Here is a 13,734-nt window from a genome sequence, read left to right as displayed (position 1 = left end):
TCCCCCAAAGGAGACAGGGGAACCATCATTAATCATGTTCAGAGATCAGATACAAAGTTCATGTCCGCTTCGACAGATCTGAAATCTATAGAGCGTTTTCACGGAAGCGCTGGTATTGCAGTAATTGATGTCGAAAACTTAAATCTACTAAAAGTACGCTTGTAGATTTAAAAAGATCATTCAAAATGTAACAAGACACGGAAGGTCACAAGATGTGTTGAATGCGACGCGTGCAAGGGAAGTCCTTATTGCAAACGGAATTACCCCTGAAGCCATCATTAATATTATCCCATAATAAGAATACTAATAATGCTGAGTCATGAAGAGGCTATAGAGTATATCCTGAGGGATATTGATCCTCACTTCGATGAAGAAACGATTCTATCATCCCTGAGGCCTTTTGATGGTGTCGTAAAACATAATTTATTTCAGAAGTATGTTGAAGCAATATTGTCACTTCCTCCCGTTGCTGGTCTTGAAGGTGTACTAGTGCGTGATCTGATTACTGCAATATGGGATATTTCGAAAAGAGTACGACTCATCGCACTCGCTCCCAAAGGCATGTTGCAACGTAATAATCTAATTTCTAAAGAGGATATCTCTGCCTTAACTTTGTGGAACGAAGCTATAGAAAGATGTGGTCTTGCTTGGGCATATCATTCAGATTACGAACGTATTTGTTCTGGGTATCTTTCGTATATTCTAAGCGGAGGAGTTATCCCAGATTGTAACAGTTGCTGCATAGTGATGAAGAACCTACTTGAACATATCTCCAACAGTGACCTGGATGATTTGGATAACTATACAATAGATTGCTTAAAGTGTATTGCTATTCTGCAATGTGATAACAAAGAAGTCTCAAACGCAGTTGTACTATTTGCTGACTCCAAAAATGAAGAAATAAGATATATCGTGAGTGATATCTGTGGTGATTAGAGGTAGTTTTGCGCTAAATGTCGTTGTTGTGAGCAAGTCTAAGAACAAGAATACCCTTCTCGAAATCACGTCTCTTTCGACTCCGATTTCCAGGAAATACCTCGAACCGAACTCACATTTCAAAAGTCCTAAGATTACACGTAGTCGCAACTGTTCTTGATCCTGATTTCAAAAGCTTACCTCAACACAATGTATCGAGACATTATTAAAGTCCTCTAAACATCGGAGCACTTACAAAAACGATTAAAGCTAACGCATCTGCCAAGGAAGCTTAATCGAGTCAACAGACATGGAGACGAACTCCAAAGTTCCCACTATATAAAGTGGTCGATTCGATGTGCTTGAGGCAATGCCTGCGACATCACGGCGTGCGATTGATCTCCCTGTTTCGTAAACGACGGAATGGAAAGACAACGAAGTTGAGCGAACAGGACCAGTTTTCACGTAAGAATCGATGGAAAGTCGGACGGAGTATCAGTGGGCTGAAGAGCTTGCGCCCTCCCGAAGCCCGCTGGAAATATCATCTGCTCTTAATATTTCTTCATCATCAGTGAACGCCGCCCAAACTCTACCACCAATAGCAACTGGTCACCTTGTCTACCGTTGCAAAATGTTCTTAACCCATAGCCTCAATGGTGTGAATCGTCATGACTTCCGACTTCGTGCCTGGGCGGGATGGTTTAATTCGAACATCAGCTTTGGCGATTGTAATTCTGGGTCGGCAAAGAGAGGCCGGTAACGGCGTTGGATCTTGGGATAGGACGTGCAAAGCCAGAGGAGGATTGAGTCGCGCGTAAAGAAGGCTTTGGAAAACGATTCCTGGTTTCCACCGTATAATAATCCCTTCGTCCAACTGCGGTGACAGGTCCGTTTCAGCAACTGCCGGAACGTCGTCCAGAATGAATAGTTCAGCCAGATAATACAGGTTGTCTTCGGGATGATGAGATGCTGCACCTGATTGTAATTGCCATCGACAATCCATTCATCCTGATCGATGACTTCCTGTAGATTGGCGATGAATTCCGCTTCCGGTTTGGGATCCCAATTGGGGTTCCAATGAAGTTCGTCCAGCGAGCGATACAACACCTCTAGATTTTCCGACAGGAGTTCTCCCAGCGTCGATTTACCACTCCCTGTTGCTCCCACGATGAGAATTCGCACCGGAGTGTTCTCCGCTTGAAGCAGATCAATCAGGTCTTCGAGACAGGAGATGGTAGAAGACATGAGCGAGGTATCGATTTAAAAGAGATCAAGGGTGACCCAGACAATCTCGAAGAGTTGTCTGGGTGCCGAAGGCACACTTAAGTGATGATGGTGCCCCCATGGGAATTGGGCAGGAGAGCGTTTTGTATTGAATGGATCTGCCACGCTTAGTGTCGCCGTGCGATCCAGACAACGCTGGCGCGATTGTCTGGACCACCTGTTTTTTTATCTGGACCTGCCGTTTATGTTTTGTCTGGACCACTCTATTTCAGGGTTCGCTGGGAGCGTGTTGTGCGCGAAGATCGAGGTAGTCCAGCAGGCCTTGTTGCCAGTCGGGTAAATTTGTGCCGATGACTGATTTCAGCTTGGAACAATCGAGCAGACTGTAACCGGGACGCTTGGCTGGGCGTGAGAATTGTGCGGAGGTGATCGGTTTCACTTCGATGTCGATGTTCGCACATTTGAAAATCTCCAGCGCGAAATCGTACCAGGTGGTGGCGCCATGGTTCGTTGCGTGATAAAGGCCGTAGGCTTCGGTCTCGATTAACTTGCTGATGGCCACGGCGAGATCGAAGGCGTAGGTTGGGGTGCAGTGCTGGTCGTTGACGACGGTGAGTGCCTTTTGATCTGCCGCCAGTTCGAGCATCGTTTCGACGAAGTTCCCTTTCCCTTCCAAGCGGGTGGGCCCGAACAGGCCGCAGGTGCGAATCACAAAGTGCTGGTCACATTCATTCCGCACGAAATATTCGCCCGCCAATTTACTGGTGGCATAGGCGGAGAGCGGACCTGGTTTGTCCTCTTCCGTGAAAGGGGTCGAGTGGTCTCCGTCCATGCCGAAAACATAGTCGGTACTGACATGCACCAGAGGGATGTGGTGTGTCTGACAATAGAACGCGACCCGGCGGGGTCCCAGCGCGTTGACGACGTACGCCAAGCCGGGTTCGTGCTCTGCTTTGTCGACCTGGTTATGAGCGGCGCAGTTGATGATCAGTTCCGGTTCTGCTTCTGCCAGTTTGGTTTCAATATCGGGCAGCTTCACCAGATCGAGATCTTCGCGGGTCCACTGGGTGAGTGTATGTTCTTTGAAAACCTGACTGCAGGCGGTTCCCAGTTGCCCATTGGCTCCCAGAATTAGAATTCGCATCGGTGATTCCTTTTTCTCTGTATATTAATCAGCCGCTGCTGATCAACCTGTGCGGTCAAGTTCCTGCGTCCTACTTCTCGGTTGGAGAGTGAGTTAAAAACGAAACCGCAGCGGAACTGTTCTCATCAAAACCTGCATGATAAAATGAGTACAACCAGATTGCACCCGCTTCGTGCGGGTTATTCGACGACTTCAACAGGATCCAGAACGATGGAAAACAATTTGACTCTGGAGGACTATCTGGAACATCGATACGACCTGACCGACGAGGGCCGTTGGCACGACCTCGTTGCGGGAAAACTGGTCGCGCGGGAACAGCCTTCCGATGCACTGGGAGTCGCTATTCTGAATATGACGCGGCTACTGGGAAACTACTTTATGGCCACCGCAGCCGAGCAGTCCGCCTACGCCTGCTTTGAACTGGGGCTGATACTCGCACGCGAACCCGATTCGGTTCGGTTCCCCGCGATTTCGGTCTATCGCGACGGCAACCGGTTTGAGCATCTCGATGAATTAACAACCGACCAACTGCCGATGGTAGTCATTGATCATTCCCATGGGCCGCTTAAGAATAGCGAACTGGCCCGGGAGTACTTGAGTAGTGGGACACAAAATGTCTGGCTGATCGACAGTCAGTCACGGGTACTGGAGGTCTACCGACAGGGAGAGACTGTCGAACTCGCTCGATTCGACGCGGACTTTACTCCGGAAGCAGAGTGGCCCGGTTTACGAATTCACGTTCCCGATCTGTTCACTGAATCATTAGGGCGCAAAACCGCTTCCGCCTGAAGCTGGACAGTGAGGAGAAGGAAATCGAAACACTTTTCCCCACCCCTATCAATCTTGCTGCCCCAACATATCTCTGCCCCAACAGATTGCAATCGAACGGTCTACAGAATCGCAGGGCCTTTGACCTGAATTCCTTTGAGCATCATTTTGAGTTCTTCCACGTTGGGAGAGACTTCGAAAGCAGTGGCACGGCTGACGAATTCATTCTCGATGAAGTGATAAAGACTGTCGTTGAACAACTGCATCCCGTCATCTTTTCCAATCCGCATCGCGGCGGGAAGTTTGCCGTCGTCACCTTCAACGATCAATTTACGGACGGTCGGATTGAAGGTCATGATTTCCACAACCGGAACTCGTTTGACATCTTCGCGAATTGTCGGCAGCAATTTCTGGGCGACAATCCCTTTCATATTGAATGCCATACTACTACGCAGGGCCCGGTGCATGTCCTGGGGGAAGAGATCGAGAATACGACCGATTGTACTTGGGGCCGACGAGGCGTGAATCGTTCCGAATACCAAGTGACCTGTTTCCGCAGCGTGCATCGCCGTTTCAAATGTTTCGCGGTCACGCATCTCACCCACCAGCATGATGTCCGGGTCCTGACGCACGGCATGCTTCATGGCAATTTCGAAGTCTTTCACATCCATCCCGACTTCGCGCTGGTTGATCAGGCATTTGTTCTGCGTGTAGACAAATTCAATCGGGTCTTCAATCGTCAGGATGTGTTTACGATAGTTGGCATTTACCCAGTTCAGCATGGAAGCAATCGTGGTACTTTTACCAGACCCCGTCACCCCGGCGAGCAACACCATGCCCTGGTCAAACTTGCAAAGAGATTCCATCACAGGAGGCAGGTTCAATCCTTCGAAGTTAGGGATGAACCGTTCTACTTTACGAGAAACCATTCCCGGGTTACCGAGTTGAATAAACAAGTTCACACGGAAACGCCATGTCTCTCCTTCGTATTCAACGATGTGGGCAAAGTCGGCCCCTCCTTCCTCGTGGAAGATGCGTCGGTTACGTTCATCCATCATCGGGAAGAAGAGCTGCTCCATCTTCTCCTTGGTATCGATGGCAGGCATATCGAGTTCGCGGAGCGTTCCTTTGATACGCAGGACCGGCGGTTTTCCCACCTGCATGTGGAGGTCAGAGCCACCGAATTTAATCAGCAACCGGAAAATCTTGTCCACTTCCAGATTACGGGGGCCAACCATCGCGGGTTTAGCAGGAGGAGCATCGGCAGTAGCCATAAAAGAGCTTCCTTTGAACGTATCTATTTGCTTTTACAGTGATCAGAATGGGGAGTGATCTGCAACTTCAGGATGATCGAAGTCGGAAGACGGAAGACGGAACGACTATCGAGAGCGAAAGTCTTCGATCAGATAGTTTCATTGTACCCGATTGGCTTATTCGTTGGTAACCAATTTATTGAAGCGGACAGGAACATTCCGACTCTGTAGATAATGTTTGGTTTCATCGATCGTGTATTTGCCATAGTGAAAAATACTTGCTGCCAGTACGGCGTCTGCTTTTCCTTCGGTAACCGCTTCGTACAAATGTTCTTTCGTTCCGGCCCCACCGCTGGCGACAACCGGAATAGTGACCGCCTCGGAGACCGCCCGGGTGATCTCAATATCGTAGCCGTCCTGGGTGCCGTCGGCGTCCATGGAGGTCAGCACGATTTCACCAGCCCCTAATTTTTCTACTTCTTGCGCCCACTCGACTGCCTGGAGCCCCGTGGGAACTCGCCCACCGTTGATATGGACATCCCAGAACTCCTTTCCTTCCTTATCGACCCGTTTGGGATCGATATTGACCACAATACACTGACTGCCGAACCGCAGGGCCGCCTCGCGGACAAATTCGGGATTGGTCACGGCAGCGGAATTGATGGAAACTTTATCACAGCCTGCGTTCAGGAGACTTCGAATATCGTCCAGCGTACGAATGCCCCCGCCTACTGTTAAGGGCATGAAGATGACGTCGGCCGTACGGCTGACGATGTCGAGAATGATATCCCGTTCTTCGTGGCTGGCCGTGATATCGAGGAAGACGAGTTCATCCGCCCCTTCCTGCTCGTAGCGCTGAGCGATATCGACGGGGTCGCCCGCATCCCGCAGATTGACAAAATTGACCCCCTTCACCACGCGACCGGCATGGACATCGAGACAGGGAATGATGCGTTTACTGAGCATAATACGGCGGGTTCTATATCGAAAAAGTCAATTTGGGCGGGAACATTGAGAGACGCCTAAAACGGCGAACGGGGGCATTTTTTCAGTCTAGCCGGTTCCGTCGACTGAAAGCAAGCAGTCGACACTGGTCTCACCGTCTTCCGCCGATTATGCTGGAGAAGATCGTTCTTCCTGACGTCGGGTCGCTCCCGACATTCTCGTATTGGTGTTCTCCTTCATGCTGCATGAAAACGTAACCTGCACGGTCTGCGGTTGTCTCTGTGACGATCTTAAAGTTCGAACGGAGAACAATCAGATTGTCGAAATGCAGCGGAGCTGTTTCCTGGCGGATGCCTGGTTCAAGGAACAACTGGAAGCGTCTCCGCAACCAGTCACTATTAATGGCACTCCTGCCGATTATGATCAGGCCATCATCAAAGCGACCGAGCTTTTACGAAATGCAAAAGCTCCATTAGTTTTTGGACTATCTCGTAGCAGCACCCCTGGCCAGCGAGCCGCCGTCGAACTGGCCGATCGTCTGGGCGCGTATGTCGACACGACTGCCTCGCTCTGTCACGCCCCCTCCATCATGGCGATTCAACAGGTTGGAGAACAAACGTGTTCGCTGGGTGAAGTAAAGAACCGCTCGGATCTGGTTCTCTTCTGGGGAGTCGATCCGTTGGTAACTCACCCGCGGCATGGCGAGCGATACTCTATTGACCCCAGCGGGGAATTCATCCCAAACGGACGAGAAGATCGTACGATCATCGTGCTTGATGAACAAGAGGGAGAGACGGCAAAGGTTGCCAACCAGCTTCTTCAGATCGATTCTGAAGATAACTTCCGTGTGATCTGGGCGTTACGACAATTGGTACGGGGTAAACCCCTGCACTGGTCTGATGACGAATCCGTTTCGCTGGATGAACTTCGACAATTGGCCGACCAGATGAAGAACTGCCAGTCGGGGATCATCTTCTTTGGCCTGGGAGTCTCGCAAGCCCGTCTGGGACATCGCGTGGTCGAAGCGTTGCTCGATCTGGTGACTGATTTGAATGAATTCACTCGCTTCTATGCGAGACGGATGCGATTACCGGGGGATGTCACTGGTGCCGATTCCGTCCTCTGCTGGCAAACTGGTTTCCCCTTCGCCGTTGATCTGACCCGGGGTTATCCGAGGTATGAACCTCAGGAGTATTCTGCGCAGTCATTGTTAGAAAATAAGGAGGTGGATGCCTGTCTTTTAATCGGGAGTGAATCAATCCCGAAATTGTCAGCAAGAGCGAGAGCCCATTTAACCGACATATCAACTATTGTCTTGGATTATCCCGGTCAAAGCCCCCAATTCACTCCCACCGTTCAGTTTACGACTGGCATCTATGGAGTGCATTACCGTGGGACGGCTTACAGAATGGATGAAATTCCACTTCCCCTGGGGAAATTCTTGGACACAATAGATCCTGCGGACCATGATGTACTGAATGATCTCCTTAAGTCTCTTTAGCAGGATCGTCGATTTAGAGAAGACTGATTGGGCGCTTTGGTGAGCTTGAATATACAATTCATGTAAACCAATGCTGCCAGATGCGATCTTCAAAGCAGATCGAATGACACTTCTCGAGACTTTTTCTCTTTCCATTCTGTTAAAGGATCGGCGTTATTATGGCCAACTGGAACTCATGGACAAAAGAGAAAAAGAATACGTGGATTTGCGAAGTGGTCCTGCGAGAGCGAACTCGTGGTGAGAAAGAATACCTCCAGGAGGAAGAATGGGTCGCGATTCCTGATTATAGTGGCGACTGGTCTGCGGCGATGTCTCTACTCCAGCATTTACGGACCAACCTGTCCGAAGATCACCGCATCCATTTCTTTCAGTGTTTGAGTCGCAAGTGTTTCCTCAAACTGAGTTCCTCGCATCTCTCACCGGAAGAGCTTCTGCTGCTGAATTCCTGTAGCTATGAACTTCTGTGGATCGATCCGGACGACATTGGATCCGCCGCCCACGAAGCACTCAGCAGTTTGCTTGAAGGCAACTCCATTCGGACTGAAGAACTCGAGAAAAAACTAAGCCCGCTCGACGGCCCGATGCTTTAAGACGCATTGTCTTCCTTAATCGAACTGCAATTGCAGCATCATCTCTTTAACGGCAGTCATGGGTATTTGGTCTCGCTCGATCTTACGCGAGGAAGAGATCAATACGGGTCCTTCGGACTCCTCTTTCCCTGCTGATGGCAATCGTCCGTGGCTTCCTTTAACGAGGCCAGCATCCAGACCGATCATGTCCATGTAATAGCGGAAGCCCAACTTCTTACGTGCCAGTCGCCGCGCCATCTTAAGCATGGGCAGCCTGATTTCCGGATCGACGAATAATTCCACCGGGTCGTAGCCCGGCTTGCGATGAATGTCAACCGTGCGAGCATAGTCGGGAGCGACGTTGTCATCTAACCAGAAGTAATATGTAAACCACGCTTGCGGAGCCGCAAGAACAACGAGATCACCTGCATGCGGATGATCGATTCCAAATTCTGCCTGTGCCTGTCGATCCAACACGCGCTCTACCCCTGCTGTCTTTTCGAGTAACTGAGCGACCTCTTTCAGATCTTCTGCTCGCTGAACATACACATGAGCCAGTTGATGATCTGCCACAGCGAAGGCGCGAGAGGCCCCCGCATCGAGTGTCTCCCACCCCAGCATTTCCTGACGTACTTGCAGGTACCCTGCTTCGCGTAACACCCGATTAATATGGACGGGTTGCGACACATCCGTGATGGCATACTCCGACACTACCATGATCTCGGCACTTCGCTTACGTGCAGCATCAATCACCTTACCCGCTTCGACATCGATGTCACGAATGTCCTGATCTGTTCGGGAATCGGAGACTCCCAAACGCTGCAGGTTGTAATCGAGGTGGGGCAGATACACGAGAGTCAATGAAGGGTTCTGTTCCTGCATGACTTCAATCGAGGCATCGGCGATCCAACGCGAACTTTCGATATTCGCGGTCGGTCCCCAGAACTTAAACAGAGGAAAAACGCCCAGCTTCTCCTGAAGTTTATCCTTCAAATCAGCAGGCTGACTGTAGGAGTCGAACACCTTGCGACCATCGGCCGGATAGCTGGGCCGCGGAGTGACCGAATGCTCCACGGGGGCATACATGTTATACCACCAGAACATTTTGGCCGTGGTGTAATTCGGGTCCCGTTGTTTCGCTGCTTCGTAAACACGCTCCCCTTTAACGAGATGATTCGACTGCAACCAGAAACGAATTTCCGACGTATCACGAAAGTACCAACCATTCCCCACGATTCCGTGCTCTCGGGGCATAAGCCCAGTTAACATGGTCGATTGAGCCGAACAAGTAACCGCCGGCAGAATGGTCCCCATCGGACGTGCAAATCCATCTTCGGCCAATCCCTTCAGATTCGGAGTCCGATCCCCAATCATGTCGTAGGTTAAACCCACGATATTCAAAACGACGAGTGGTTTGGTCATGATGTGATTTCTAAATTAATTCCAATGTCGTTATTCGATAAATCTAAAAGAAGTTCCCAGAGGGTTATGCATGGGTGCCACTGCTGGCTCGTCCAGCAGTGCGAGTTCAGGTTCCCCGCTGAGTGCTCCAGCCTGCGGGCAACCGACTTAGCTCTGGAAGGTCCAAATCTGCAGGAGCAGTCGGATCAAGATAATATCTCGCACTCGACCACTTCCAGTCCACAGCTCTGGAACATAAATCACGCTTCACAGGGTTCTTGTGGATATAGTCGATGACCTTCTCTAACGTATCCTTTTCCGTAATATTACGGTCGTAACCAGGCCCTTCCAACCAGAACCGAAAACTCTTTACTCCCGGTCTTTGCAGCACCGTTAACTTTTCGAGTAGAGGGCTTTGATTTTTAATGAGTATCTGTTTAATCCTGTACGAAAAAGGACGCTTAATCGCTTTTAAGAGATTGGGAATCGATGCCTCTATTCCATCCGGGTGAACCAGAAGATGAACATGTTCCGGCATAAACACGAATGCAATTAGTTGGAAGCAATGCCGTTTCGTAGCATTTGTAATGCTTTGGGCCAGCATTTTCGTCCAATGATCATTCGACAATAACGGCATCCGGTTGTGACACGAGAAGGTGAGTTCGTGCACGTCAGAGCATTTGTCGAAGTGCTTAATCGTCTTACGATGAGCGTCAGTCATAGAGTAAAGTATACCAGTCCCGGCACTGCTGGACGAGCCAGCAGTGGCACACCTACATTGAGTCACAGGGAGAACGTCAAGTCTCTTGCTACGTCATCGTAATGGCGATGCCGCTTTCCTTCTCAGCACAGGTACGGAGGAAGGCCCGAAGGCGGACGAAAGATTCGATCAACCATTCGAGGGCGTCCTCTTCACCCCAGCTTTTGGGATGGACATTCTTCATTTGTTCGGGTTGAAACTGCTCTTTGAAAAGAATGGCGGGCACCGCTTCAAGTTGTGACGACAACTCGGCAACTTCGACCGGAGTATAGAACCGATACCCGTACTCTCCCCAATCCCAATGGTCGCCCCCATCCACCAGGAAATCGAGCAACGTTGGCGGGTCAGCCGACAGGTCGTCCCCTGTTAAAATATAATGAAGCCCATGCCACGCTTCGCCCAGATCAAAAATCTCTCGCGGTGACGGTTCGACAGCCGACATCTCCTCCGAATCGCTTGCTTCTGAACCAAACATTGAGTCCAGATCGAGATTGAGAAACTGAACTCGAATCAAGGAAAACAACCCGACGTACGCATCATCCTCATTCGGCACATCCCCGTGCAATTCCCGCCGCAGTCGATAGAACTGCTCCGGATCGTTGGCCACGAGTCGCGTCGCTTCCTCCGGCAAGATTTCATACAGAGTGCAGTGGGTGTTCATCAGGATTTCCAACGTCAATCAATAATTGATCATCGCTTCGTCTGAAGATTTCAGGTCCAGTTCCTGAACCCAGTTTTCGGCACATTCGACCATCGCCTTCATTTCGCTGCCAAGGGCGAGGAACTTCCAACCTTCATCGAGCCGTTTCTTGATATCGTCCACTGACATCACATGGAGACCGACGGGCGTGCCGGTTTTGTTGCCCATTTCGAGGACCCGCTGCATCATCGCTTCATGTTCTTCGGCAGTGGGAAAGGTGCCGTCGGGAGTGCGCATCTGGAAACGGAGATCGTTGGGACCGATGAAGATTGCGTCGACTCCGGGGAGCGAATAAATTTCTTCGGCGTTCTCGACTCCTTCCGGAGATTCCGTTTGCAGGACGACTAGAATTTCATCGTTTGCGTTCTGATAATAATCACTGGGCGAGGCATCGAAATTAAGCACATGCAGGCCTCCCCCTACCGAACGGTTACCTTCGGGGGGATACTTGGCGGCGGCGATGGCGATTTTCGCCTCTTCAACGGTGTTCACCATCGGCACCACAATCCCCATGGCGCCAGCGTCCAGCACGCGTTTAATGTGCGTGTGGTCTCCCTTGGGAACGCGAGCCAGGGGAATGCAGCCAGCATCCGCAATGGCACCGAACATTTCGGCGGCGGTGCTCCAGTCAATCGGGGAATGTTCCATGTCGACGGTTAGCCAGGGAAAGCCGACTCGCGCCATCAGTCGGCTTGTATGTATGTTTCCAAAAGCGAGCCAGGAACCGACTTGGGGCTCTCCCTGGGCCAGAGCACGTTTTACAGGATTCTGTTTCATGGTTCGATGAGTATTTCGTCTGAGATCAATGAACTTGGACTGCAATTCCGGTATGATAATGGCCACGATTCCAATCACAAAATCGGAATCGTTCCTCACACACAACCCTACACATTCCCCGGATGAATTGAAAGATGGCTGATTATATTTCCATCGCCAAGGTCGGCGATATTCCCGAAGGCGAAGGTCGCAGTTACCCCGTGAATGGAACGACCGTCGCGGTCTTCTATGTGAATGGTGAATACAAGGCGATTAACGATGCCTGCCCTCATGCAGGTGCCTCGTTAGCACCCGGTTACGTCGAAGACGATGTTGTCTGCTGTCCCTGGCATGCCTGGCAATTCTGTCTGAATACGGGCGACTGGATGGACAACCCTGGCGGAAAAGTCAAAGTCGACTGTTATCCCCTCCGTATTGAAGGCGACGATATCCAAGTGCTGGTTCAACCAGTGGGATAAATGAATTACAGATTTTCAGCCTCCTTCTTCCCCTCTTACTACGACAGGTTCCGCTCATGCCTCCCACCGCGAATCGGGCAGTGACCAGACGTTCTTCCTCCAAGCGTTCGACCACCAGTCGTATTCCCGCAATGACACAAAACGCCCCTCGGTTGGCGTCGCTCGATGCGTTTCGAGGTTTTGTCATGCTGGCAATGGTCTCGGGTGGTTTGGCCCTGGGAACCTTGGCGGAGAAGTTTCCGGGGAAAGAAGTCTACGAACAACTCGCTTTTCACACTGAACATGTTGCCTGGGCCGGGGTCTCGTTCTGGGACCTGATTCAACCCTCCTTCATGTTCATGGTCGGCGTTGCCCTCGTTTATTCTTACGACAAACGAAAAATGCTGGGCCAGTCCTGGATCTCCATGTTTCTACATGTCCTGTGGCGATCGGCACTGTTGATAGTGCTGGGGTGGGTCTTGCGATCCAATTCTCGTGACTATACCTATTGGACATTGGAAGATGTGATCCAGCAGATCGGTCTGGGTTACCCGTTCCTGTTTTTATTGTGGAACCGGCCCAGGATTTTTCAGTGGACGATATTGATCGTCATCATTGTCGGGTACTGGTCCCTGTTTGCTTTCTATCCATTACCGGGCGAAAACTTCGACCCCATCACCGTCAATGCCGACCCGACTGTGGTACCGCAGTACGAAGGATTCCAAGCCCACTGGAACAAAAATGCCAACCCGGCTCATGACGCGGACATCTGGTTGCTCAATCAGTTCCCGCGCGAGGAAGCATTCACCTTCAACAGTGGCGGGTATAACACGCTGAACTTTATTCCTTCGCTGATCACGATGATCATCGGTCTGTTGATTGGTCAAATGCTCAAGCGGGAACGAAGCCGATTTTTCAAATGGATTCTACTCGTTGTCGCAGGTGCCGCTTGTCTGGGAATCGGTTACGCCGCGCACTATTACGAGATCTGTCCGATTGTCAAACGGATCTGGACTCCTTCCTGGGCAGTCTACAGTGCGGGCTGGGCGCTCGTGATTCTAAGCGTCTTTTACTTTCTGATGGACCTGCTACCGCTAAAGTTTCTCGGCTGGCCCTTCCTGGTGGTCGGCATGAACTCGATAGCCATTTACGTTATGAATGCCCTCATCTCCGGGTGGTTAATGACGACCTTCGTCAAACATTTCGGAAATTCGCTCTTCACCGTCTTCGGGGATCCGTACGAAGCGATTGTCAAAAGCTCAACCGAGTTGATACTGCTGTGGCTCATCTGTTTCTGGATGTATCGCAACCGGTTCTTTGTGCGTATTTGAACCCAGTAA

Annotated in this window: 14 protein-coding genes; 6 read left to right on the top strand and 8 right to left on the bottom strand. The window is 50.6% G+C overall.

Annotated elements, in window-relative coordinates; all coding sequences use genetic code 11:
- Positions 1-309 precede the first annotated feature (309 nt).
- Positions 310-936 carry a hypothetical protein gene (locus tag Pla110_RS04640; protein WP_144993717.1) on the top strand — a complete coding sequence of 209 codons (627 nt, stop codon included), beginning with the start codon at positions 310-312 and terminating at the stop codon, positions 934-936.
- Between the two features lie 645 nt (positions 937-1,581).
- On the opposite strand, the gene Pla110_RS04635 is transcribed toward Pla110_RS04640, so the two are convergent.
- Together Pla110_RS04635 and rfbD are read right to left on the bottom strand one after the other, a co-directional pair.
- A complete protein-coding gene (locus tag Pla110_RS04635; RefSeq protein WP_144993715.1) occupies positions 1,582-2,160 on the bottom strand; it encodes a P-loop NTPase family protein in 579 nt (192 codons plus the stop codon).
- A 247-nt stretch (positions 2,161-2,407) separates the two neighbouring features.
- A complete protein-coding gene (gene rfbD, locus Pla110_RS04630; protein WP_144993713.1) occupies positions 2,408-3,283 on the bottom strand; it encodes a dTDP-4-dehydrorhamnose reductase in 876 nt (291 codons plus the stop codon).
- A 210-nt stretch (positions 3,284-3,493) separates the two neighbouring features.
- On the opposite strand from rfbD, the gene Pla110_RS04625 reads away from it, so the two are divergent.
- Complete coding sequence (locus Pla110_RS04625) at positions 3,494-4,072, top strand: Uma2 family endonuclease (RefSeq protein ID WP_197440505.1); 579 nt, start codon at positions 3,494-3,496, stop codon at positions 4,070-4,072.
- Between the two features lie 101 nt (positions 4,073-4,173).
- Here the strand turns inward: Pla110_RS04625 and Pla110_RS04620 are convergent, their stop codons facing one another.
- Together Pla110_RS04620 and hisF are read right to left on the bottom strand one after the other, a co-directional pair.
- A complete protein-coding gene (locus tag Pla110_RS04620) occupies positions 4,174-5,325 on the bottom strand; it encodes a type IV pilus twitching motility protein PilT (protein ID WP_144993709.1) in 1,152 nt (383 codons plus the stop codon).
- A 156-nt stretch (positions 5,326-5,481) separates the two neighbouring features.
- Positions 5,482-6,270: an imidazole glycerol phosphate synthase subunit HisF gene (hisF, locus tag Pla110_RS04615; protein WP_144993707.1), complete on the bottom strand. Its 789-nt coding sequence runs from the start codon at positions 6,268-6,270 to the stop codon at positions 5,482-5,484.
- Positions 6,271-6,487: 217 nt separating this feature from the next.
- Here hisF and Pla110_RS04610 point away from each other — a divergent pair, with 217 nt between their 5' ends.
- The gene (locus Pla110_RS04610; RefSeq protein ID WP_144993705.1) at positions 6,488-7,750 is read left to right on the top strand and encodes a formylmethanofuran dehydrogenase subunit B; all 1,263 of its coding nucleotides are present in this window, start codon (positions 6,488-6,490) and stop codon (positions 7,748-7,750) included.
- A 158-nt stretch (positions 7,751-7,908) separates the two neighbouring features.
- A complete protein-coding gene (locus Pla110_RS04605; protein WP_144993703.1) occupies positions 7,909-8,340 on the top strand; it encodes a hypothetical protein in 432 nt (143 codons plus the stop codon).
- Between the two features lie 15 nt (positions 8,341-8,355).
- Here Pla110_RS04605 and Pla110_RS04600 read toward each other — a convergent pair whose 3' ends face one another.
- The 4 genes from Pla110_RS04600 to Pla110_RS04585 all read right to left on the bottom strand — a co-directional run bounded on the left by Pla110_RS04600 (position 8,356) and on the right by Pla110_RS04585 (position 11,957).
- On the bottom strand, positions 8,356-9,741 hold the full coding sequence (locus tag Pla110_RS04600; protein ID WP_144993701.1) for an alkaline phosphatase family protein: 1,386 nt from the start codon (positions 9,739-9,741) through the stop codon (positions 8,356-8,358).
- 106 nt (positions 9,742-9,847) lie between these two features.
- On the bottom strand, positions 9,848-10,441 hold the full coding sequence (locus tag Pla110_RS04595; RefSeq protein ID WP_144993699.1) for an REP-associated tyrosine transposase: 594 nt from the start codon (positions 10,439-10,441) through the stop codon (positions 9,848-9,850).
- Positions 10,442-10,529: 88 nt separating this feature from the next.
- Positions 10,530-11,141, bottom strand: a complete 612-nt coding sequence (locus Pla110_RS04590; protein WP_144993697.1) for a DUF1877 family protein — start codon at positions 11,139-11,141, stop codon at positions 10,530-10,532.
- 18 nt (positions 11,142-11,159) lie between these two features.
- Positions 11,160-11,957, bottom strand: coding sequence for an HpcH/HpaI aldolase family protein (locus tag Pla110_RS04585; protein WP_144993695.1), 798 nt, complete (start codon positions 11,955-11,957; stop codon positions 11,160-11,162).
- 134 nt (positions 11,958-12,091) lie between these two features.
- On the opposite strand from Pla110_RS04585, the gene Pla110_RS04580 reads away from it, so the two are divergent.
- The gene (locus tag Pla110_RS04580) at positions 12,092-12,415 is read left to right on the top strand and encodes a Rieske (2Fe-2S) protein (protein ID WP_144993693.1); all 324 of its coding nucleotides are present in this window, start codon (positions 12,092-12,094) and stop codon (positions 12,413-12,415) included.
- Positions 12,416-12,471: 56 nt separating this feature from the next.
- Entirely contained in the window at positions 12,472-13,725 is a 1,254-nt protein-coding gene (locus Pla110_RS04575) for an acyltransferase family protein (RefSeq protein WP_144993691.1), read from the top strand.
- The last annotated feature ends 9 nt before the right edge of the window (positions 13,726-13,734 follow it).

This window comes from Polystyrenella longa (assembly GCF_007750395.1).
Taxonomy (GTDB): Bacteria; Planctomycetota; Planctomycetia; order Planctomycetales; family Planctomycetaceae; genus Polystyrenella; species Polystyrenella longa.
The sequence above is the reverse complement of the archived record's forward strand: the minus strand, read 5'-3'. Positions and strand labels throughout refer to the sequence as shown.